The sequence below is a fragment of the Eggerthella sp. BIOML-A4 genome, assembly GCF_009875575.1.
In the GTDB taxonomy this organism is placed as follows: domain Bacteria; phylum Actinomycetota; class Coriobacteriia; order Coriobacteriales; family Eggerthellaceae; genus Eggerthella; species Eggerthella lenta.
In genome coordinates this window covers 120,900-142,881 of record NZ_WWRX01000004.1, presented here as the reverse complement: position 1 = coordinate 142,881, position 21,982 = coordinate 120,900, and the positions used below count along the sequence as shown (strand labels likewise).

The 21,982-nt window shown below is 64.8% G+C and carries 18 protein-coding genes, 2 tRNA genes, 1 other RNA gene and 1 CRISPR repeat array (1 of these 22 running past the window's edge); of the genes, 8 read left to right on the top strand and 13 right to left on the bottom strand.

Features of this window, described 5'->3' with window-relative positions; translation table 11 throughout:
- The first annotated feature begins 179 nt into the window (after positions 1–179).
- Positions 180–422, top strand: a complete 243-nt coding sequence (locus GT613_RS04610; protein ID WP_009304186.1) for a glutathione S-transferase N-terminal domain-containing protein — start codon at positions 180–182, stop codon at positions 420–422.
- 220 nt (positions 423–642) lie between these two features.
- Here GT613_RS04610 and GT613_RS04605 read toward each other — a convergent pair.
- Positions 643–716, bottom strand: a tRNA-Gly gene (locus GT613_RS04605).
- 76 nt (positions 717–792) lie between these two features.
- On the opposite strand from GT613_RS04605, the gene ligD reads away from it, so the two are divergent.
- A complete protein-coding gene (ligD, locus tag GT613_RS04600; protein WP_015760857.1) occupies positions 793–3,261 on the top strand; it encodes a DNA ligase D in 2,469 nt (822 codons plus the stop codon).
- A gap of 7 nt (positions 3,262–3,268) precedes the next feature.
- Here the strand turns inward: ligD and GT613_RS04595 are convergent, their stop codons facing one another.
- On the bottom strand, positions 3,269–3,832 hold the full coding sequence (locus GT613_RS04595) for a DUF4256 domain-containing protein (RefSeq protein WP_161172519.1): 564 nt from the start codon (positions 3,830–3,832) through the stop codon (positions 3,269–3,271).
- Between the two features lie 281 nt (positions 3,833–4,113).
- Here GT613_RS04595 and GT613_RS04590 point away from each other — a divergent pair.
- Positions 4,114–4,190, top strand: a tRNA-Pro gene (locus GT613_RS04590).
- Between the two features lie 115 nt (positions 4,191–4,305).
- Here the strand turns inward: GT613_RS04590 and GT613_RS04585 are convergent.
- From GT613_RS04585 to murI, 3 genes are all read right to left on the bottom strand, one after another.
- Complete coding sequence (locus tag GT613_RS04585; RefSeq protein ID WP_086414495.1) at positions 4,306–5,445, bottom strand: hypothetical protein; 1,140 nt, start codon at positions 5,443–5,445, stop codon at positions 4,306–4,308.
- A gap of 128 nt (positions 5,446–5,573) precedes the next feature.
- Positions 5,574–6,179 (bottom strand): RdgB/HAM1 family non-canonical purine NTP pyrophosphatase, encoded by a 606-nt coding sequence (rdgB, locus tag GT613_RS04580; RefSeq protein ID WP_015760860.1) that lies wholly within the window; start codon positions 6,177–6,179, stop codon positions 5,574–5,576.
- A 32-nt stretch (positions 6,180–6,211) separates the two neighbouring features.
- Complete coding sequence (gene murI / locus GT613_RS04575) at positions 6,212–7,123, bottom strand: glutamate racemase (protein WP_161172518.1); 912 nt, start codon at positions 7,121–7,123, stop codon at positions 6,212–6,214.
- A gap of 115 nt (positions 7,124–7,238) precedes the next feature.
- Here murI and GT613_RS04570 point away from each other — a divergent pair, with 115 nt between their 5' ends.
- Positions 7,239–7,853: a flavodoxin family protein gene (locus tag GT613_RS04570; protein WP_086414494.1), complete on the top strand. Its 615-nt coding sequence runs from the start codon at positions 7,239–7,241 to the stop codon at positions 7,851–7,853.
- An 18-nt stretch (positions 7,854–7,871) separates the two neighbouring features.
- Positions 7,872–8,357 (top strand): Cys-tRNA(Pro) deacylase, encoded by a 486-nt coding sequence (gene ybaK / locus GT613_RS04565; RefSeq protein WP_086414493.1) that lies wholly within the window; start codon positions 7,872–7,874, stop codon positions 8,355–8,357.
- A gap of 86 nt (positions 8,358–8,443) precedes the next feature.
- On the opposite strand, the gene GT613_RS04560 is transcribed toward ybaK, so the two are convergent.
- Positions 8,444–9,940, bottom strand: coding sequence for a L,D-transpeptidase family protein (locus GT613_RS04560; protein ID WP_114550790.1), 1,497 nt, complete (start codon positions 9,938–9,940; stop codon positions 8,444–8,446).
- A 469-nt stretch (positions 9,941–10,409) separates the two neighbouring features.
- Here GT613_RS04560 and ssrA point away from each other — a divergent pair.
- Positions 10,410–10,778: a transfer-messenger RNA gene (ssrA, locus tag GT613_RS04555) on the top strand.
- Between the two features lie 66 nt (positions 10,779–10,844).
- Here the strand turns inward: ssrA and GT613_RS04550 are convergent.
- The 4 genes from GT613_RS04550 to GT613_RS04535 all read right to left on the bottom strand — a co-directional run bounded on the left by GT613_RS04550 (position 10,845) and on the right by GT613_RS04535 (position 13,798).
- Entirely contained in the window at positions 10,845–11,657 is an 813-nt protein-coding gene (locus GT613_RS04550; protein ID WP_009304172.1) for a hypothetical protein, read from the bottom strand.
- A 62-nt stretch (positions 11,658–11,719) separates the two neighbouring features.
- Positions 11,720–12,187: an SsrA-binding protein SmpB gene (gene smpB, locus GT613_RS04545; RefSeq protein ID WP_009304171.1), complete on the bottom strand. Its 468-nt coding sequence runs from the start codon at positions 12,185–12,187 to the stop codon at positions 11,720–11,722.
- 8 nt (positions 12,188–12,195) lie between these two features.
- Positions 12,196–13,347 (bottom strand): M42 family metallopeptidase, encoded by a 1,152-nt coding sequence (locus GT613_RS04540; RefSeq protein ID WP_009304170.1) that lies wholly within the window; start codon positions 13,345–13,347, stop codon positions 12,196–12,198.
- A gap of 169 nt (positions 13,348–13,516) precedes the next feature.
- Positions 13,517–13,798, bottom strand: coding sequence for a hypothetical protein (locus GT613_RS04535; RefSeq protein WP_009304169.1), 282 nt, complete (start codon positions 13,796–13,798; stop codon positions 13,517–13,519).
- A gap of 192 nt (positions 13,799–13,990) precedes the next feature.
- Between GT613_RS04535 and GT613_RS04530 the strand changes: the two genes are divergently transcribed.
- Positions 13,991–16,357: a bifunctional alpha,alpha-trehalose-phosphate synthase (UDP-forming)/trehalose-phosphatase gene (locus GT613_RS04530; RefSeq protein WP_161172517.1), complete on the top strand. Its 2,367-nt coding sequence runs from the start codon at positions 13,991–13,993 to the stop codon at positions 16,355–16,357.
- Here the strand turns inward: GT613_RS04530 and GT613_RS04525 are convergent.
- Genes GT613_RS04525 through GT613_RS04515 form a run of 3 tightly spaced genes read right to left on the bottom strand, consistent with a single transcriptional unit; the run spans position 16,354 to position 17,737 of the window.
- Complete coding sequence (locus tag GT613_RS04525; RefSeq protein ID WP_009304167.1) at positions 16,354–16,914, bottom strand: hypothetical protein; 561 nt, start codon at positions 16,912–16,914, stop codon at positions 16,354–16,356. The genes GT613_RS04530 and GT613_RS04525 overlap by 4 nt on opposite strands.
- A complete protein-coding gene (locus GT613_RS04520) occupies positions 16,911–17,276 on the bottom strand; it encodes a GIY-YIG nuclease family protein (RefSeq protein ID WP_009304166.1) in 366 nt (121 codons plus the stop codon). The genes GT613_RS04525 and GT613_RS04520 overlap by 4 nt, the downstream gene beginning before the upstream one ends.
- A gap of 5 nt (positions 17,277–17,281) precedes the next feature.
- On the bottom strand, positions 17,282–17,737 hold the full coding sequence (locus GT613_RS04515; RefSeq protein ID WP_009304165.1) for a YhcH/YjgK/YiaL family protein: 456 nt from the start codon (positions 17,735–17,737) through the stop codon (positions 17,282–17,284).
- Positions 17,738–17,940: 203 nt separating this feature from the next.
- Between GT613_RS04515 and ade the strand changes: the two genes are divergently transcribed.
- Positions 17,941–19,746, top strand: coding sequence for an adenine deaminase (gene ade, locus GT613_RS04510; protein WP_009304164.1), 1,806 nt, complete (start codon positions 17,941–17,943; stop codon positions 19,744–19,746).
- Between the two features lie 315 nt (positions 19,747–20,061).
- A CRISPR array of direct repeats spans positions 20,062–21,982; the repeat unit is 33 nt; unit sequence ATTTCAACCCGCACTCCCCATGCGGGGAGTGAC (it continues 1,788 nt past the right edge of the window).

Genomic DNA, 21,982 nt, shown 5'->3' with positions numbered 1-21,982 from the left:
TTAGTCACAAGGCGATGACGGACAGCTCTGTTTTCGGACGCAGGATGCGGCGTTGTCAACCGATTGGCAACATCCTTCGCAAGCTAACTCGATCTTCTTATTCGATGGCGTACTATTGAAAGCTCTATAACCTCTTAGCTCATGACTATTCTTAGATCGCACATCGAGAGGAGCTGCGCATGCCGTACATGGAGAACCATACGTTGTACTACAAGAAGCAGTGCCCGTTCTGTCAAAAGGTTCTACGCTTCATGGACGACAACAAGATCACGATGGACACGCGAGACACCTTGCAACCCGGCAACCAGAACGACCTCGTTCGCATCGGGGGAAAGAAGCAGGTTCCCTGCCTCGTCATCAACGGCAAACCCCTCTACGAATCAGACGACATCATCGCCTACCTGCGCTCGACGAACGCTTAGCGCCGCTTTCATAGCACCTGCGCCATCGACCGTCCGCACTCGCTGCGGGCGGTTTTTTTTCATGCCGAAGCCTTTTGCAGCTCGTCCCTCCCCCGATCCACCGGGAGCACACGCGTCGACGAGACGCCGAACAGGCGGTAACGATGCGCAATCAAGTCGGGCGCGACGCCGGCCGGCAAAGAAAAGGCCGTGCACACTGGGTGCACGGCCTGCAAATTCGTGGAGCGGGTGACGGGAATCGAACCCGCGTCATGAGCTTGGAAGGCTCAGGTTCTACCATTGAACCACACCCGCGTTTTGCGCGGCGACTATTGTACCGCAAGTTCGCCCGATGCGAGCGAAATTATCCGAGAAGAACCACGAGGTGCCCATGACCTCCCCTTTGGACGACTACAACCGCAAGCGCAACTTCGACCGGACGGCCGAGCCGCCCGGCACCGCAGCGCCGCGCGACGACGGCGCCGCCGGCGGGTGCGACGGGCGCCTGCGCTTCGCGGTGCAGCACCACCTGGCCTCGCGCGACCACTACGACCTGCGCCTCGAATGGAACGGGACGCTGCTGAGCTGGGCCGTTCCCAAAGGTCCTTCGTACAACCCCCGCGATAAGAGGCTGGCCGTGCGCGTGGAGGACCATCCGCTGGACTACCGCACCTTCGAGGGCACCATCCCGCAGGGCGAATACGGCGGCGGCACCGTCATGCTGTGGGACGAAGGCTGGTGGGAGCCGCTTGTGGACGTGGAGCAGGGGTTGCGCGAGGGCGACCTGAAATTCGCGCTGCACGGGCATCGCCTGAAAGGAGCCTGGGTGCTCGTGCATATGAAGCCGAAGAAGGGCGAGCGCGACGTGAACTGGCTGCTCATCAAGGAGAAGGACGACTACGTGCGCGCGGATGCCGGCATCGATGGGTTCGAAACGTCCGTGCGAACCGGGCGCACCATGGACGAGATCGCGCGCGGGGAAGACGAGGCGTTCGCCGCGAACCCCTTCGACCACGTGGACGTCGAGCTGGCCAAGCTGGTGAGCTCGACGCCGCCCGGCGACAACTGGCTGTTCGAGGTGAAGTACGACGGCTACCGCATCGTCGCATACGTCGAAGGCGGCCGGGCGCGCCTCGTCACGCGCAACGGCAACGACTACACCCGCCACTTTCCCGCCATCGCGCGCTCCCTGGAAGACTGGGCGGCGGGACGAGCGATGGTGCTCGACGGCGAGCTCGTGGTAACCGACGAGGCCGGAAAGACCGATTTCCAGGCGCTGCAGAACTTCCTGCGCGACCCTTCGGGCAAGCACCCCGCCTACGTGGCGTTCGACCTGCTGGCGTTCGAGGGAGACGATCTGCGCGACCGGCCGCTCGCCGAGCGCAAGGAGCTGCTGGAGTCGCTGATGAGCGACGCGCCCGACAACCTGCGCTACAGCGTGCACGTGCGCGGCAACGGTGCGGACAGCTTCCGCGCCGCCTGCAAGCAGCATCTCGAAGGCGTGGTGGGCAAGCGGGCCGATTCGCCGTACCGCGGCGTTCGCAACGGAGACTGGATCAAGCTGAAATGCGGAAACGAGCGGGAATTCGTCGTCGGCGGATACACGCAGTCCGCCAAGCGCGTGCGCGGGATCAGCTCGCTCTTGCTGGGGCAGTACGAGGACGGCCGGCTCGCGTACGTCGGACGCGTGGGCTCGGGATTGAGCGAAGCGACCTCGCGCGAGCTGCTGGCCGCGTTCGAAGGCCTCGAGCGACCGGACGCGCCTTTCGCCGACGCGCCGAAGCCGCGCCCGGGCGAGCGCGTCGTATGGCTGGACCCCCAAACGATCGTGCAGGTGAAATTCGCCGAATGGACCGAGGACGGCCTGCTGCGACACCCCAGCTACCAGGGCATCCGCACCGACAAAGACCCGCGCGACGTGCAACGGGAACCCGCATCGGAACCTGACGAGCAAACCCCCGACCGATTGGAGCGCCCCATGAATTCCGACAACGAGAAGAACGGCGAGCTGCGCATCGACGGCGTTCGCATCACGAACCCCGGCAAGCTGTTGTTCGAAGACCCACCCATCACGAAGGAGGACGTGGTGCGCTACTACGCCAGCATGGCCGACCGCATGCTGCCCTACGCGTCCGGCCGCATCCTCAGCATCGTGCGATGCCCGCGCGGCGCGGATTCGGCCTGCTTCTTCAAGAAGCATCCCGGGCCTTCCACCCCGGGCGTGCGCACCGTGGACATCCCCACGAGCAGCGGCGACGAGGAGCCGTACTTCTACGTGGAGGATGCCGTCGGGCTCGTGTCGGAAGCGCAGATGGACACGTTGGAGTTCCATCTCTGGGGCAGCCGGGTGGACACGCTCGAACAGCCCGACATGATGGTATTCGACCTCGACCCCGACAAGGGGCTCGGCCTCGAGCAGGTGCGGCGCGGCGTGCGAGACCTGAAGGGCATCCTCGACGAGCTGGGGCTGAAGTCGTTTCTCAAGACGAGCGGCGGCAAGGGCTACCATGTGGTGCTACCGTTTCAGCCGGCAGCTTCCTGGGACGCGTTCCACGACTTCGCGCGGCGCACAGCCCAGGTGATGGCCGAGAAGTGGCCCGACCGCTACACGAGCAACGTGCGCCTGGCGAAGCGCACCGGCAAGGTGTTCATCGACTGGATGCGCAACGGGCGCGGCGCCACGAGCATCGCCCCGTACTCCCTGCGCGCCCGCAGCGGCGCGCGCGTATCGATGCCGCTCAGCTGGGAAGAGCTGGACGAGGCGGCGCCCGACGCCTTCACGATGCACGACGCGCTCGCGCGCATCGAGGGCGACGACCCGTGGGACGGCTACTTCGACGTCGACCAGGCACTCGAGTAGCGAGGGGCTACACGCGCAGCGAGCCGCGGAAGCCGCGCGAAGCGTAGTAGGACTCGGCGCCGTTGTGGAAGGTGAACACGCGGTTGAAGCGGCGATCGCAGAACAGCGCGCCGCCCAGCGCGCGCACCTCGACGGGCGTTTCGATCCAGCTCGACGTCTTGACGTCGAACTCCCCCAGTTCCTGCAGCGCGCGATACTGCGCCTCGGTCAAAAGCGCGATGCCCATCGCGGCAGCCGCGTCGACGGCGTTGCCCTCGGGCTTGTTGCGCTTGCGCGCCTCCCAAGCCGCACGGTCGTAGCACAGGTTCCTGCGGCCTGCCGGGCTTTCGGGAGCGCAATCGTAGAACACGTAGGCATCTGCCGCGTGATCGTAGGCGACCACATCGGGCTGTCCTCCCGTCTTCTCCATCGCGAAGAGCGAGCGCAGCTTGCCGTCGTCCGCTTCCAGCTTCGCCCGCACGTTCTCCCAGGCGATACCCGGATGAAGGCGCTCGTTGCGTTCGAAGCGCGCTTGCAGCGTGTCCAGCAGCGCGGCGCGCTGATCGTCGGTGAGAGGGTGCGCGGTTTCCATGGCGGGTCCTTCGGTCGCGGGCGAGTGTTTCCGCCAATAGTAGAGCGACAGCCCACTTCCGGAAGCACAGCGTGTGCAATGCGCAGCAAGCCGTTACCGGACGGCCATCCCGCCTGCATGGGCTTGAGGTCCCTCAAGGCTGTCGAGTATCCATGCGAGGCAGCTGGCGCGGCCGGCATCCCTCTTGGCACCGAAGTACGGCGGAGATCAGGTTGCCCGCGCATGATTCGGAGATGTTCTTCGGCTGAGTTCTGCTATACTAACTCCTGCCGTTTTCGCGTCGGGATGTGGCGCAGTTTGGTAGCGCGCCTGCTTTGGGAGCAGGATGTCGCAGGTTCGAATCCTGTCATCCCGACCATTTTCCCTCATGCACGCTTTTGACAAGCGAAATCGCTTCTATTGGGTGCAGATGGTTGACAAAAGCGTGCATCAAGCAGCAATTCACGCAACTTCTTCAAACGTTCGCCCCGCTTTCACCTGCAACGCGGGACGCGAGCCGCTTCGAGGATCGAACGCAAGCGCTCGGGCCGCATGAGATCGTCCCAGCCGATGCGCACGAACCGAAACCCGAGATTCCCTATGGCATTTTGCCGCTGTCGCTCTCTTTCCAAAACTTCGGCATAATCCTGCCGGTACTTCAGCTTGCCGTCGAATTCGATGACGATGGAGCCGTTGTCTCCAAGCCGCCTACATTGGAGAAAGCGCCCGAACCTGCTATCGCTTCGATAGAGGCTCTTCTGTACGGCTTCAGAAGGCCAAAGCCCGTCGACGCGACCAAGATGCCTCCCGTTCGAAGGGTCGAGAATGTTGACCTGCAGATAAGGAATTTCGAAGCCAAGTTCGGCGCAACGGGCGATCAGCAACGACTCAGCCGGCGATTCGACCTGGTCGGTAAAGTACAGCCCTGCCTGCAACGCGCTGCGCACTCCGCGTTTTCTTCCATTGGCGAAGCAGAGCTGCGCGAAGGCGAGCCACAGAAGCTCGGCTTCCGGCGAAACGAATCCGGTCACGCGCGCAGCGCTGTAGTTAGCAAGGAATTCAGGTTCTTCCATGTCGAGCATGCGGATATCGAACGCAGAGCGGCTGCTCGCTTCCCCGCTCCCGGAGGTTGCAGGCTCCCATACGAGCGCTTCGGTCGTACTCTCGTCAATATCCCTGCATGCCACAAGACCGCCCTGCGCTTTCGCGGAAGAACGACGCAACAGATAATTCGCAGCCAAAAGCGCATCCGGCAAAGGAGAGGTCGAGGCGCACTCGAAAAGCGTTTGCGCTACCGGGTTCGATGGCGTCTCAAGCGAAGCCTCGTGAAAAGCGCAGCCGTCCTGCTTGCTCTTAGCGTGGCTTCGAGCGCCGCCGAAATGCAAAGGCGCTCCGCCGAGGACCGGCGCGCCCTCAAGAGCGGCTGCGGTGATCCCCCACGCTCGAAGCTTCGCATGCGTCGCAAGAAACGCCTGGGCACGAGCCCGGTATCTTCCAGAGATATCGAGCGCCGCGTACTCCTGCGCGTCCATGTACGCGCCACGGAACAGGCGCACGAGACGATGCTTTTCCGCCTGCTGTCGAAGAGCTTGCCTGCTCATGCTCGAATTCGAATGCGTGATGATACCGGGCACGTTGCCTCTTCTCGTAGTGGCGAAAGCTGATCATGCAGCTGATGCACGCTTTTGACAAGCAATCACGCGCTTTTCAGGCGGTTTCGCTTGTCAAAAGCGTGCATCAACGTAACATTGCCGACGCAGCCTCACCGCTCGCCCTGCGCGAGCTTCGCGCGCAGCTGACGGAGGGCGTTGCCGCGATGGGACACGGCGTTCTTCTCTTCGGGCAAGGCCTCGGCCAGGGTGCGGCCGTCTTCGAACATGTCAGGAAGGAACAGCGGGTCGTATCCGAAGCCGTGACGCCCTCGCTCCTCGCGGCCGATGCGTCCCTCTATCGTGCCGCGCGCGACCGTTTCGGTTCCGTCCTCGTCGATGAACACGAGCGTGCACACGAAGCGACCCGTGCGCTTCTCGTCGGGTACGTCGGCCAATTCAGCAAGCAGCTTGGCGTTGTTCGCCGCGTCGTCGCACGGCTCGCCCGCGTAGCGCGCCGAGTGCACGCCGGGCGCTCCGTCGAGCGCGTCCACGGCAAGCCCCGAGTCGTCCGCGAGCACGGCCAAGCCGCCGCTGGCCGCACGGGCGGCCTGCGCCTTGATGCGCGCGTTGCCCTCGAACGAATCGGCGTCCTCGGCCGGATCAGAGTCCAGCCCCAGCTCGCGCAGCGTGCGGAACTCCCAACCGGGGAACGCGAGCGCCGTGGCGATCTCCTCGGCCTTGTGCGCGTTGTTGCTGGCGATGACGATGGTCTTCATACGGTGAAGCTCCTTCTCCTTGAACGGTTGCGCTACGAAGGGAACGCGACGCGTCCCACCCGGTCGATGTCGGTACGGAACACGCGCGCGCCGAAGCTGCGGAATTCCTCCACGTCCTCCCCCGTCGTGTAGAAGTCGTAGCTCGGCTCGTGATCTTCCGAGGCCAGCGCGCCGCGGCGCGAAAGGATGTGCGCCACGTCGTGAGCCGCCTCCTGCGCCGCCGAGATCAGCGTGACATCGCGTCCCACCACGCCGCCGATGAGCGCCTTGAGCAGCGGGAAGTGCGTGCACCCCAGCACGAGCGTGTCGATGTCGCAGCGGCGCAGCGGCTCGAGGTACTCGCGGGCGATCTCCTGGAACGCCGGACGGATGTACACGGTGGACACGAGGGAGGTGAAATCCTCGATGGGGCCCTCGGCCATGCGCAGGCCCTGCTCGGCTATCTCCACGAAACGCGGCGTGGCCGTGGAGAACACGGTGATGCCGGCATCGAGATGGCGGATGGCCTTGGTATAGGCGTCCGACTCCACCGTGGCCTTCGTGGCGATCACGCCCACGCGGCGGTTCTTCGTGGCATGGGCCGCAGCGCGGGCGCCCGGCTCCACCACGCCGATGACCGGCACGGGAAACGTCCGCTGCGCATGCGACAGGCCGGCCGCCGTGGCCGTGTTGCACGCGATGACGACGAGCTTCACCCCGCGCTCGACCAGCCACGCGCCGATCTGCTGCACGAAGCCGTCGACCTCGTCCAAGCTGCGCGGCCCGTAGGGGCAGCGTGCCGAATCTCCCAGGTAGACGATGGATTCGCGCGGTAGCTCCTTGGCGATCTCGCGCGCCACGGTAAGGCCGCCGAACCCCGAGTCGAACACGCCGATGGGCGCGTTGTCGAAGCGCGGCGCATCCGCGCCTTCGAGCGGCTCTATCGTTGTCTCGTTGGTATCCATCGCCCCAGTATACCGCAGGGTTCGTTCGTTGTTTGCAATCGATACCGGCCGGTCATAGTTTCTGCTAACCTGGTTCACGAGCGAAAGAAGCAAGACGAGAAACGAGGCGAGGCCCATGAAAGTTCTGCTGGTCAACGGGAGTCCGAACGAGAAGCGCTGCACCTACACCGCGCTGTCCGAAGTAGCCGGCGCGCTGGAAGCGCAAGGCGTCGACGCCGAGATCGCCTGGATCGGGCGCGACCCCGTTCGCGGCTGCCTGGGCTGCGGCGGTTGCTCCAAGCGCGGCGACAACCGCTGCATCTTCGACGACGACGTTGCGAACGGGCTCATCGAGAAGGCGGTGGAAGCCGATGGCCTCGTCGTCGGCACGCCGGTGTTCTACGCGGGAGCGAACGGCGCCCTGATGGCCGTGCTCGACCGCCTGTTCTACGCCGCCTCGGCACGGCTGCGCTTCAAGCCCGCTGCCGCCGTCGCCTCCGCGCGCCGCGCCGGCACTACGCCCGCCATCGACCAGATCAACAAGTATTTTCAGATCAACTGCATGCCGGTGGTATCGTCCAACTACTGGCCCATGGTGCACGGCCGAAGCGTCGAAGACGTACGGCAGGATGCCGAGGGTCTGCAGATCATGCGTGTGCTTGGCACGAACATGGCTTGGATGCTGCAGGCGACGTCCGCTGCGCCTGCGCCGAACGTCGAGCAGAAGATCATGACGAGCTTCATCCGCTAGCGTGAACGCGAGAAAGCCATGGCCAAAGAACACGACCGCAAGACGAACGCCATGCGCGTGCTCGATACGGCGGGAACGCCGTACGAGGCGCGCTTCTTCGACTGCCCCGAGGCCGTCTCGGGCGTGGAAGTGGCGCGCATACTGGGCCTCGATCCGGACACCGTGTTCAAGACGCTGGTCACGCGCGGCAAGTCGGGCGAGCACTACGTGTTCATGATCCCCGTAGCCTGCGAGCTGGATCTCAAGAAGGCGGCAAACGTCGTGAACGAAAAAGCCGTGGCGATGATCCGCTCGCGCGAGCTGCTGCCCTTGACCGGCTACGTACACGGGGGCTGCTCGCCTCTCGGCATGAAAAAGGCCTTCCCCACCGCCATCGACGAGACATGCCAGCTGCATGAGCGCATCGCATTCTCGGGCGGCCGCATCGGATGCCAGATCGAGATGACGCCTGACGACCTGGCGCGCGCGGTGCCCCTCGCCGTGGCCGATCTCACCGTGGTGTGAAAACGCCTGAACGCTAATCATTCCTATTCGCGACGAAAAACGGGCCCGCTCGATGCGAGCCCGTTGCGTAGGATCGGAGCGCTGCTTTACCAGTGCGACACAACCGTGTCGCCCGACGACAGCATGCCGTAGAGCTCGGCTGCCTTCGACGGCGGCAGGTTCACGCAGCCATGGCTGCCTGCGCCGTCGGCGTACAGCGTTCCGCCAAACGCAGGCTGCCAATCGGCGTCGTGGAACCCAATGTAGTTACCAACGAACGGCATCCAGTACTGCACCTCGGTCTCGTAGATCTTCTCGTTGCCGTTGTAGCCGATTAACTTCGACGGACTCTGCTTGGCGTTCACCATGTAGACGCCCGTCGGCGTGTCGTGCTCGCCGTCAGGCTTGCCGGTGATGATGTCGGATTCCCAGATAACGGCACCCGACGCGTCGTACAAGCGCGCATGCTGCTCGGACAGGTCGACGTCCATGTAACGAGCGCCCCAATCCCGGCTGCCCGCGCCGTTGTACGCGTCGCCCGTCTGCGTGCACGGGATGTCCACCGTGTTCGCGGCGCCGTTCGCCACGCCGTCCTTCACCAAGGCGAGCAAGGCGTCCTTGTCCACTTCCCACCCGTACGTGCCGCCGGCCACCGTGACCACCTTGCCGTCAGACCGTGTGTAGGTGCGCTGCGTGCCGACGGTGTTGCAGACGGCCGCCAGCTCGTCGACCCAAGCCGTCAGCGCGCCTTCATCGAGCGTGACCGCCAGCTCGTCGTCGAGCGAAACCCATTGGGAGATCAGGCTCGCGTCCACGGTTCCGGCGACCGTACCGGCCATGAGCAGCTCAAGATCGGCTTTGATCATGGTGTTCGCCGAGTCAGCCGCCGAGGTGAGCTTCGGGTCGGTGGACAGCACCGTCGGCTTCAACAGCTGCTCGGAGGTCAGCTTCACCTGCGGGTCGAGGTCGGCCACCGCTTCATCGGCGGCCTTGATCACCGCGTCGGCATCGAGCGCCGTGCCCACGGCTTCGGGCTTGATGACGAAGGAGGCCTGCGCATCGTCGAAGCCGATCGTCGCGTTCACAGGCTGCGCAGCTCCTTCGTTGAACGCTGCGACCGCAGAACGGATTGCGTCTTCCAGACCGGTGCCGTTGTACGTGGCCACGAGCTTGGCCGTCTCGTCGTGGTCTTTCTGCAGTTCGAACGGCCATGCCCACGGGTTCATGTCGGAAAGCATGTCGCGTACTACCTTGCCCTCGTCGATGGACAGGCCCGCATCGCTGGCCGTGAGCTTGAGCGAGAATCCCTGGCCGTCGATGGACAAGGCATAGTCCTTGATGGAATCGACCAGCACTTTCTCGGCATCTCCCGCACTCATGAGCGACACGTTGATGTCGCCGATGTTCGAATTCGGCATGAAGCGGTCGGTGAAGTACAACGCTACTCCCGCATACGCGATCAGAAGCAGTGCAATGATCGCGCCGAACGTTATGCCGAGGATCTTCAAGGGCTTGTGCTTGCGCTCGACGGCGAACGCCTGGGCCGTATCGACCGGGCGCATGGGATCGAGCGGCTTGAACACCTGGTCGGTTGCATAGCGCATCGGAGGCTCCTGCCCCGAGGCGGGTCGCGACGGCGAAGCGGTCGGCGGCATGGCGGCCGTAGGCTGCACGGGAGGGACGACGGGTTTCGGTCGCGTTTGCGGAAGAGGCCCGCTGCTCGCGCCATCGTTGCGATGAGCGCCGGCGGCGTGACGACCGCGCGACGGCTTGTCAGACTTGTTTTCGCTCATAATCACTCTCAAACGTCTCGGTCTTCCGTCCATTGTAGCAAGTCGGGGGTAATTCTCCTGTAACAAAACGGTTCGCTTTCCGACCGGGCTGCGATTGTCACAATTTCGACATGGGGCGTGCACGAGGCGTCCGCAAGCTCCACCGCGATGCCGCAGCCATCGCTTCGTTCACGGCCTCACGATCATCCTTGACAAACGCCGGCCTGCGGATAGAATAGATGTTCGCGGCAAAGCCGCGGGAACATTGACAAGGTGGGCCTTCGACCCCGCACTTCTTCTGGGGGGCGACTGGTTTCGACATGGTACGTTTGAAATGAGGAGCAGGTCGTGGTCTCCTCGCCACGTTAAACAGGGGTACCGTCAATTTAATTGGCAAGAACAACACTCAGAGCGCTCCGGCGCTCGCCATGGCTGCTTAATAGCGCCTGGCTGTCGGCCTTGGGACTTCCCCGCCCCTCGGTCCGGCATCAACCTAGGGGAATGCGCTTGAGCACGTAGCCGGTATGGCTCAGGCAAAGATCGAACCGGCTAGGGTGCGTCTCGCTTGTCCGCGGGCCGGCCGCATCCGAATCCCGACCACGGACTAAGCTTGTAGAGCCTCATGGAGAAGGTAGTATGGACCGGAGTTCGATTCTCCGCGCCTCCACCACTGACAACAGGAGCCCCGTCGGCGCGCAGCCGCGGGGCTCCTTTGCGTTTCCTAGGCTGCGTCAGGCTACTTCTTCAAAAAAGACGTGAAGTCGAGCGCGCTCTTGATGTCGTCGAAGGCGCCCTTGAGCTCGGCCGCCACGGCGATGCCGTCCTTGTAGATGGCGTTCATATCGTTCGTGGCCTCGGCCACACCTTCCTTCGTGATGCCCAGATCGTAGGGGTTGTCCTCTTCTTCGGCTTCTTCCTCGTCCTCTTCGACGTAGTAGTACTCCGCCTCTTCGCCGTCCTCCATGAGCACGAAGCCGATGACGTCGCCGTCCTCGTCCTCGATGTAGCGCACGATGTCGTCATCGTCGAGCTCGAGCTCCACCAGTTCGTAGCCGTCGTCCTCGGCGCTCGGCTCGATGATGACCACGTCCTGCACGTCGTCGTCTTGGCCGTCCTCCAGCTCTTCGAGGGCGTTCGCCTCGTCGACCTCAGGCACGGAGCCGGCGGTCGCGTCGCCGTCCTCGTTCAGCGCATCGGCATCGTAGCTGTCGAGCGAGCCGTTCTCGTAGAGCTGCGCCTCCTCGTCGGCCTCGTCGCCGTCGACGATATGGAAGCCCTCCTCGGACAGGTCGATGCCCGCCGCCTGCGACGCGACGGCCGCCAGGCCCCCGTCCTCGCCGTCGAGCGACGTCTCGCCCTCTCCGTCGGGGCCTTCCTCGGCGAAGAAGCCCTCGTAGGCTTCCTCGAGGTCGGTCTCGTCGTCGGAAGGATCGAACTCCTCGTCGTTTTGGAACTCTTCGACGTCCTCGAGTTCGGTCTCCTGGTCGATCTGCTCGGCTTCCGTCTCGGCGCCGTCCTCGATGGTTTCCAGTTCCTCGTCCAAGCCCATGATGGCCTCCTTCGCGTGGTTCGCACGTCGGCGCAAAGCGCGGCGTGGTTCGTCGTTGCAGCTTAGTAGCGGCTGCGTTCCTTCAGCGCGCGCTCCACCTCGCGGCGGGAATCGCGCGCCGCCATGGTGGCGCGCTTGTCGTAGAGCTTCTTGCCGCGCGCCACGGCCAGCTCCACCTTCACGAGCGAGTTGTCCTTGAAGTACATCTTCACGGGCACGAGCGCCATGCCCTTCTCCTTGACCTGCTCCTGCAGCTGGCGGATCTGCTTCTTGTGCAGCAGCAGCTTGCGCTTGCGGTCGGGATCGGGATTGGCGATGTTGCCGTTGAGGTACGGCGGGATGTGCACGTTGTGCAGCCACACCTCGCCGTCTCGGATGAGTGCGAAGCAGTCGGTGAGCTGGCAGTGGTTGTCGCGCAGCGAGCGCACCTCGGTGCCCGTCAGCTCGATGCCCGCCTCCAGCGTCTCGAGGATCTCGTACTCGTGAAACGCCTTCTTGTTCTTGGCGATGGTCTTCTCTTCGCGTTTCACGGCCGTACCTACTCCACGCCCGTCTCGTCGAACTGCATCTGCGCAGCGGACTCGGCGCCAGCGCCGTCGCCCTCGGTCACCGCGTCGCCCATGCCCGGCACGAAGCAGGCGTCCTCGTCCAGGTCGCGCGCGAAACGGGCGAGCAGCTTCACCGTTGCGTCGAGGTCGTCGAGGCTGACCACCTCGGTGGGCGTATGCATGTAGCGCAGGGGCACCGACACGAGGCCGGTGGGGACGCCGCCGCGGGAGATCTGGATGGAACGGGCGTCGGTGCCGGTGACGCCGGGCTCGGCCTCGATCTGGTACGGCAGACCCTCGGCCTCGGCCGCCGCCACGAGGCGCTCGAACACAGCCGGGTTGATGTTGGGGCCGCGCGCGATAACGGGACCCTCGCCGCAGACGATCTTTCCGTACTTCGTCTTGTCGATGCCGGGATAGTCGGTGGCGTGCGTCACGTCGAACGCGATGGCCACATCGGGGTCCAGGCCGTACGCGGACGTAATGGCGCCGCGCGTGCCGATCTCCTCCTGAACGGTGGCGGCCACGATGAAGTCGCCGGGCGCGCGGCCCTCCTTAGCGAGCGTCTCCAGCACGCGCACAGCGACCCACACGCCCGCCTTGTCGTCGAAGGCGCGCGAGACAGCCATGTTCTTGCCGAAGCGCTCGAAGCCCACGCCGAAGGTGATGACGTCGCCCACCATGACGAGCTTCTTCACACGCTTCGCCGGCATGCCGAGGTCGATGACCAGCTTGTCGATGGGCGTGACGTTCTTGCGCTCGTCGGGCTCAATGAGGTGGATGGGCTTGCGGCCCACCACGCCGCGCAGCGGCTCGAAGGAGTTCGACGCGTGCACGTCCACGCGCATGCCCGGGAGGATGGCCGCGTCCACGCCGCCGACGGACGACACGGACAGGAAGCCCTCGTCGGAGATGTACGTGACCATGAGGCCGATCTCGTCCATGTGGGCCGACAGCATGAGCGACGGGGCCACGCCCGTGCCCGACAGGCGGGCATGGACCGAGCCCATGACGTCGGTCTGGATCTCGTCGGCCGTGCCGGCCAGGCGCTCGCGCACCAGTTCGGCCACGGCGATCTCGGTGCCGGTGGCCGACGGGGTCTCGAGCAGTTGCTTGAGGAATTTCACCTGCTTGTTCTTCATAAATGCTCCCTGTTCTGGGCGAGGCCGCGCGCAGGCGCGGCGCGTTCGTTCGGTATGGGAACCAGTATAGCCCTTGCATCGTCCGAGCAGCCACCTCATCGCGGTGATGAAGCGAGGCCGTCACCGGAGTACCATGAAGCGTCCGGCGCCGACGGCGGGCGTTGCGGGCCTACCAGTACTCTTTCTTCTTCGCGCGCTTGCGCTCGGGCTTCGGCGGGCGGAAGTCCAGCGCCAGTTGGCCGTCCTGCGAGGCGACGGACGCTTTCTTCCGCTCCACGCTGTCGATGGTCCACGACACGGCGTCCTTGCCGTACAGCTCCAGCATCTTGAGGCGCGCGTCGCGCAGGTTCCCCTTCGTGTTGGCGCGCGAGTCGCTTTCGAACTCGAAGAGCCCCGTGCCTCGCACGTCAGCAGCCGCGGGAGAGATGTAATGGGCGATGTAGGTCTGCATATCCTTCCTTCGACGGTCGTGGTTTTCGCACTGTTCGCATGATACCCCAAGGCGACGGCCGCCGCTGCGCAACGCGCGAGAAAAAGGCGCGTTCACGGCCGCCTGACGGCAGCGAAACAAGGGCGCAACCGCTTCGGGGAAGCGGCGGCGCCTTCCCTACAATGGCAGAAAAGACAGCAAAGGTGGACTTCCATGCCAAACACTCACAGCACCGCGGCGACCCTTCTGCGCGACACGCCGCTCCCCTTACCCCTCGCGCGCATCGACCGCCCCCGGGAAGAGAGCGCGGCAGCTCGGCGCGCGCAGCATGACGCGCGCAGCGTCGTCGCGCCCGAGGCCGGGCGGCTGATCATCGTGTCGAACCGGCTGCCCTACCGTTTCGAAGACGACGGCGAAGGCGGCTTCGAGCTCGAGCGCAGCGTGGGCGGCCTGGCCACGGGCCTGGGCCCCTTGCACGAGCAGGACGGCAACCTCTGGATCGGCTGGGCCGACGCGGATGCGGGCATGGACGACGACGAGCGCGCCCGGCTGGCCGCGGCGTTCGACGAGCGCGATTGCCGCGCGGTGTTCTTGGACGACCGCGACGCCGAAGCCTACTACGAGGGCTTCTCCAACTCGGCCATCTGGCCGCTGTTCCACGGGTTCCCCCAGTTCACCCGCTTCGACGAGGAAGAATGGGAGGCATACCGGCGCGTGAACGAACGGTTCTGCGAGGCAGCACTGGCAGAAGCGCGCCCGGGCGACACGCTGTGGATCCAGGACTACCACCTCATGCTGCTGCCGTCGATGCTGCGAGAGGCACTGCCGGATGCGTCCATCGGGTTCTTCCTGCACATCCCCTTCCCCGACTACGAGACGTTCCGCACGCTGCCGTGGCGCGACGAGATCGTCCGAGGGGTGCTGGGAGCCGACCTCATCGGCTTCCATGCCTTCGACTACGTGCGCCATTTCCTGTCCAGCTGCCGGCGCGTGGCGGGCATCGAGAACACGAGCGGCACGCTCACGGTTGACGGACGCGTGGTGCAGGTGGACGCCTTCCCGCTCGGTATCGACTACGCGCGCTTCCGCGACGCCGCACGCACACCGGAAGTGCAAGCAGCAGTGGAAACGCTCGCGGCCGAGAAGGGACACGAAGGTTGCAAGGTGATGCTGTCGGTGGAACGGCTGGACTACTCGAAGGGCATTCCCGAGCGGCTGGACGCCTTCGACGCGTTCCTCGACAAGCACCCCGAGTGGAAGGGTCGCGTGGTGCTCATGCTGGTCACCGTGCCGTCGCGCGAGAACGTGGCGTCGTACCGCGCGCTCAAGAAGCGCATCGACGAGCTGGTGGGCCAGGTGAACGGCAAACACTCAACGATGGACTGGACGCCTGTGGACTACTACTACCGCTCGTTGCCGTTCGAGCAGCTGGTCAGCCTGTACGCCGCGAGCGACGTGATGCTGGTCACCCCGCTGCGCGACGGCATGAACCTCGTATGCAAGGAGTACCTGGCCTGCCACGACGGCGACGGAGGCGTGCTGGTGCTGTCGGAGATGGCCGGCGCGTCCTACGAGCTGCACGAGGCTCTGTGCGTGAACCCGTTCGACCGCGCGGGCATCGCCCGTGCCATGCAGGAGGCGCTCACCATGCCACCCGACGAGCAGCGCAAGCGCAACGCGCCCATGCAACAGCGCCTGGCACGCTACACGTCGAAGAAGTGGGCGCGCGAGTTTCTCGATGCCGTGGCCGACGTGAAGCGCCGCCAGGCGGGCATGAGCGCGCATCTGCTGGGCCCCACGTCGGCCGGCCGGCTGCTGGAGGCGTACCGCCGCGCGGATCGGCGCGCGCTGCTGCTGGACTACGACGGCACGCTCATGCCCTTCTCGGACGACCCCGCGCGCGTCGCGCCCGACGAACGGCTGCTGGACGTGCTGGCGCGCCTGGGCGGCAGCGCGGACAACGACGTGGTGGTGGTGTCGGGGCGCGACCACGCCACGCTCGAGGCATGGCTGGGCCGGCTTCCCGTCGCCCTCGTGGCCGAGCACGGCGTTTGGTTCGCCGCGCAAGCGGACGGAGGCACGGCGAGCGAGCGGGCATGGACGCTGCAGGAACCGCTCGACAACAGCTGGAAGGACGCCATCCGCCCCGTGCTGGCCGACTTCGTCGACCGCACGCCCGGATCGCTGCTGGAAGAGAAGGACTACTCGCTGGTGTGGCATTACCGCATGTGCAGCCAGGAGCTGGCCGAACGGCGCGTCATCGAGATCAGATGCGCGCTGGGAGACGGCCTGGCCGACCGCGGCATCGCGCTCATGGACGGCAACAAGGTGATCGAGGTGAAGCCGCGCGGCGTCGACAAGGGGCACGCGGCCCACCGCTGGTTCCGCGACCCCGCCTACGGCTTCTTGCTGGCGGCCGGCGACGACCGCACCGACGAGGACGTGTTCGAAGCCGCGCCCGACGACGCGTGGACCGTCAAGATAGGCGGCGGCCCCACCCGCGCCCGCTTCGCGCTCAAGAACAGCGCCGAGATGCGCCAGCTGCTGGAAGCGATGGCCGAAGCCGAGCCGGTCCGCTAGAACGCGCAAGAGGAGCCGCGAAGCGGGCCGACGGCCGTCGTTTCCGCCTCGACGGACGCATCGTCGCCGGTCAAAAACGCGAGCACGCGGCTCAACAGCGCTTCCAGATCGTCTTCGGAAAGCGTGCGGGAGAAGCCGCTATCGACGAGGTTCTCGAAGGCGGCGGCGTTGCGATAGCGGATGCCGTCGAGGAAGAACGCCTTGCGCCGGTCGGCACGGTCGCGCAACACGACGACGGTCTGCGACGGCAGCGCCTCGTAGGCGCGCTCGTCGAGCCCGAGCTTCTTCCCGTACCAGTCGGGCACGTTGCGCACGCCCTCGTCGGCGAAGAACGCGCGGATCTCCCCGCACCCCGCCAACGGGTACGGCGGCAGGTCGTAGCCCCGATGGCGCGCGTACGCGAATATGTAGCGGGACGCATCGCCCACCTGGGCGCGGTCGCCCAGCACGAACGACAGCAGCTCGAGCGCCCGATGAGGCCGCCACCGGTCGCCTTCGAGCTCCAACAAGCGCGCGATCCGGGAAACGACGTCGTCGCCGGCGCTTCGCAGGCTCATCGCGCCTCCCCTCCGACATCAACACCTTCCGTGTCTTCGCGCACACCCGCCGCGGGCATGAGGTCGCTCAGAACCTGCTCGAACGGCTCGCGCGCGGCACGGCGCACGAGCCGTTCTTTCTGACGGCGCGTGAGGCGCTTGAAGCGGTACTCGGCGCTCATGGCCTCGTGCTTCGTCGCGTAAGCCGCCTGCGCGAGCAGGCGCACGGGAAGGCGGCTGCGCGTGTACTTCGCGCCCGCGCCGGCGTTATGCGCGCGCACGCGTTCGGCGACGTCCACGGTGTAGCCCGTGTACCATGTGCCGTCGGCGCATTCGAGCACGTACAGGTAGAACGACGGATCGTTTTCTGCCCGGGGATCCATGCGCGCTACACGAGCACCTTGACGACGATCTTGCGCACGCAGCATGGGGCGTCGAGCGCGCATCCCGGCTTGTGGGCGTCTTCGGGTGCGAGCACGGCCACGTCGCCCGCACGCAGCACGATGGAGCTGGGACGCTCGGGTGTGCAGTACAGCCCGAAATCGGCGTCTTCGTCAAAGGGCTGTACTTTCGCGAGGCCTTCGAGCGGCGCATACTGCATGACCTCCTCGCCCGACACGACGAACTGCACGTCGTAGTAGCGGCGGTGCGCCTCCAGCTGCTTCTCCTCGGCGGGAACCGTGTCGTATTCCTGCACGTTGGCGAACACGGCGTCCCCGTCGATGTCGACGCGGCCGAGCGGGAGCGACCCGAGGTCATCCCTGTTCAAAAAAGCATACGCCTTCTGAAAACGCGCGGCGAGGTAATCGTTGCCAGCGGCATGGTCGAGGGTGGTAACCAGCATGATCGGTCCTTTCGGTACGGGTGCACGGCGCGCAAAGCGACTCGCAGTATACACCCGAGGACGTCAGCGCGGACGCAACAGAACGTTTGCGCATTCCGCTTGAAGTCTAGAAAGGGATCGTGGACGGCAGCTTGAGCAAGGCAGATAATGACCGTATCGACCCTGCGCCGAAGAGACGGCGCCGTTCATCGAAGGAGCGAGGCATGATCAACAAGTTCTGCAAGAAGCCGCTGTGGGAATGCTCGAAAACCCTGTCCGCCGTCGCCCAGGGGCTCGCGCCCGCCGAGACGGTGATCAAGGGCGCGAAGCTCGTGAACGTGTGCACGGCCGAGATCCAGGAGGACGTGGACGTGGCCATCGCCGAGGGCCGCATCGCCTACCTCGGCCGGGCAGACCACTGCATCGGCGAGGACACGCAGGTCATCGATGCGAAGGGGCAGTACATCGCGCCAGGGTTCCTCGACGGGCACATCCACGTGGAATCGTCCATGATGGGCGTGGGCGAATACGCGCGCGCCGTCGTGCCGCACGGCACCACGGGCATCTACATGGACCCGCACGAGATCTGCAACGTGCTAGGCCTCGACGGCGTGAAGGTGATGGAGGAGGACGCGCGGCGCACGCCGCTCAAGACGATGATCACCACCCCGTCGTGCGTGCCCGCCGTGCCCGGCTTCGAGGACACCGGTTCGTCCATCGGCCCGGACGACGTGGCCGAGACGATGGCATGGCCGAGCGTCGTGGGGCTCGGCGAGATGATGAACTTCCCGGGCATCCTAGGAAGCACGGACCACGCGCATGGCGAAGTGGGTGCCACGCTGGAGGCAGGCAAGATCGTGACCGGCCATTACTCCATGCCCGAGACCGACCGGGGCCTGAACGCCTACATCGCCTCGGGCGTGCGCTGCTGCCACGAGTCAACGCGCCCCGAGGACGTGTTGGCGAAGATGCGCCTCGGCATGTACGCCCAGCTGCGCTACGGCTCGGCATGGAAGGACCTGCCGGTGCTGGCCGAAGCCGTGCTGGCGAACGACATCGACACGCGCTTCGCGACGCTGGTCAGCGACGACACGCACCCGCACACGCTGGTGGCCGACGGGCACCTCGACCACATCGTGCGGGTGGCCGTCGGGCTGGGGATCGACGCGGTGACCGCCATCCAGATGGTCACCATCAACTGCGCTCAGTGCTTCCAGATGGACCACGACCTGGGCTCCATCGCGCCGGGCAAGTGCGCCGACATCGTGTTCTTGGACGATCTGGAGGACCTGAGGGTCACCCGCGTGCTGATCGACGGCGACGTGGTGGCGGAAGACGGCCGCGCCCTGTTCGACCTGCCGCCGTTCCAATTCCCCGACTGGGTTACGCACTCGATGCACCTGGGTCGCGAGCTGACGCCCGCATCGTTCGAGGTGCCCGCACCCGAAGGCGTTGCCGACGGAACCGTGCGGGTGCGCGCGATCGAGATCATCCCCGCCAAGGTCGGCACGTTCGAGGCGCATGTGGACCTGCCGGTCGTGGACGGGCGGCTTGAGTCCGACCTTCAGCAGGACGTGCTGAAGACGTTCGTGTTCGAACGCCATCACGAGACGGGCACGTGCGGCTGCGGCTTCGTGAAGGGCTTCGGCATCAAGCGCGGCGCGATGGCGTCCACCGTGGCGCACGACGCGCACAATTTGCTGGTGGTGGGCACGAACGACGAGGACATGGCCCTGGCCGCGAACACGCTGGCCGCCTGCGGCGGCGGCATGGCGGTGGTCGCCGACGGGGAGATCCTGGGGTTGGTGGAGCTTCCTATCGCCGGTTTGATGGACTCGCTCGACGCCGTAACGATGAGCGAGAAGGTACATGCTTTGGAGGGCGCATGGGCCGAGATCGGCTGCACCATGCCGTCGCCGTTCATGACGATGGCCCTGATCCCGCTAGCATGCCTGCCCGAACTGCGCCTGACGAACCGCGGCCTGGTTGACTGCACGACGTTTGAGTTCGTTGATTTGGTGGTGGAGTAGCGATCCGAAGGACGTCTGCGCCTTTCGCAACTCGGCGCAGACGTCCGACGAGCAAAACTCGGAATCAGCGAATCAATCCGCGTTCTCGATAGGAAGCGACGGCAAGGATCGGTCGCCCCTTCGTTAGGGAGCGACAGAACCTGCCGAAACGCTGCTCGATTTCAACCCGGATACCCTGCTTCTACCCGCGCGCCCGCGAGTGGTACGACCGACCACGCCTCGGCCGTACCACGACAGCTGCGCGCGACTTCAACCCGCGCGCCCGCAAGCTGAACGATGACGTGTCAGCGTTCAGCTTGCCAGCCAACCCGAACAGTTTCAACCCGCACTCCCATGCGGGGAGTGACCCGCGCGTTCTCGAGCACGGAGTACACCGCGGTGCCATTTCACCCCGCACTCCCCATGCGGGAAGTGATCTACATCCGTTTCAACGAATCGCGTATATTCCTCATTTCAACCCGCACTCCCCATGCGGGAAGTGACCCCGTGAATGCATAGGACGCCATGGCATCGTAGATTTCAACCCGCACTCCCCATGCGGGGAGTAACTGGCCGAGGCCAACGACAAGGCCGTCAACGCCTACCTGATTTCAACCCGCACTCCCCATGCGGGGAGTGACCGCCTACATGGGTTCGCGCCTTTTCCCCGACATATTTCAACCCGCACTCCCCGTGCGGGGAGTGACCAGGTACTCGACGTTCTGGGTGATCGCGGTGGGATTTCAACCCGCACTCCCCATGCGGGGAGTGACGTTTGCAGCCTTGACGCTTTCGTTCACGTCAGTGCCATTTCAACCCGCACTCCCCATGCGGGGAGTGACTAACGGCATCACGGTCGGCACGCCGGTGCAGCTTTTCATTTCAACCCGCACTCCCCATGCGGGGAGTGACTTGAGCCAGCCGAGACCCTGCGAGAGGCTGCCAATTTCAACCCGCACTCCCCATGCGGGGAGTGACGGTTATCAAAATGCGTCTGTTCAAGTTCGTTTAATTTCAACCCGCACTCCCCATGCGGGGAGTGACCAGCTCGACGAACGCGACGAGCGAAAAGAGGCTATTTCAACCCGCACTCCCCATGCGGGGAGTGACACGGCCTCAGCTCCTCGGTACTGTAAACATAGTAATTTCAACCCGCACTCCCCATGCGGGGAGTGACGCGGCGCTGACTTTTCTTTGGGTCGTCAGCCCATTTCAACCCGCACTCCCCATGCGGGGAGTGACCAATTTCGGAACAAAAAAATCGTCTAGTAGCATATTTCAACCCGCACTCCCCATGCGGGGAGTGACGCTTCGACCTGTCCGAGTTCACCAAGGCCGACATATTTCAACCCGCACTCCCCATGCGGGGAGTGACGGGGCCGACAGGGCCGACCGGGCCGACAGGGCCTATTTCAACCCGCACTCCCCATGCGGGGAGTGACGCTGAATGGCGTTCGCCGGCGTATTCGTCGGCTTATTTCAACCCGCACTCCCCATGCGGGGAGTGACGCGTGCGCCATCGACCTGCGAAAAGACATCAACTGATTTCAACCCGCACTCCCCATGCGGGGAGTGACCGAGATTACACCGTCCTTTTTATATGTTTCTCCATTTCAACCCGCACTCCCCATGCGGGGAGTGACCGTCCAGCTTGCTTCCGCCGTCGCGCACGGTTTCATTTCAACCCGCACTCCCCATGCGGGGAGTGACGGTGAGTTCGCCGTTGGCGCGCTTGATCGATTCATTATTTCAACCCGCACTCCCCATGCGGGGAGTGACTCGGCCTGATCCCCTACGTTGTCGTAGCGGATCATTTCAACCCGCACTCCCCATGCGGGGAGTGACCGCGATGGTCGATACCTTGGCCATCGCGTTGTCATTTCAACCCGCACTCCCCATGCGGGGAGTGACGGACGTCAACGGCACCGGCGCGAAGCCCGTATACGTATTTCAACCCGCACTCCCCATGCGGGGAGTGACCGGCGACCGTCAACTACGTCCAAGTACTCGCCATATTTCAACCCGCACTCCCCATGCGGGGAGTGACTGAAGCTCTTGCCCGCTCCCGGCACGCCCAAGATATTTCAACCCGCACTCCCCATGCGGGGAGTGACCTCGCGCGGAGAACCTCGTCCGCTCCATGTGATAATTTCAACCCGCACTCCCCATGCGGGGAGTGACGGCCGCACCATCGACGACGTGAGGGCCGTCGTCGAATTTCAACCCGCACTCCCCATGCGGGGAGTGACTCGAGCGC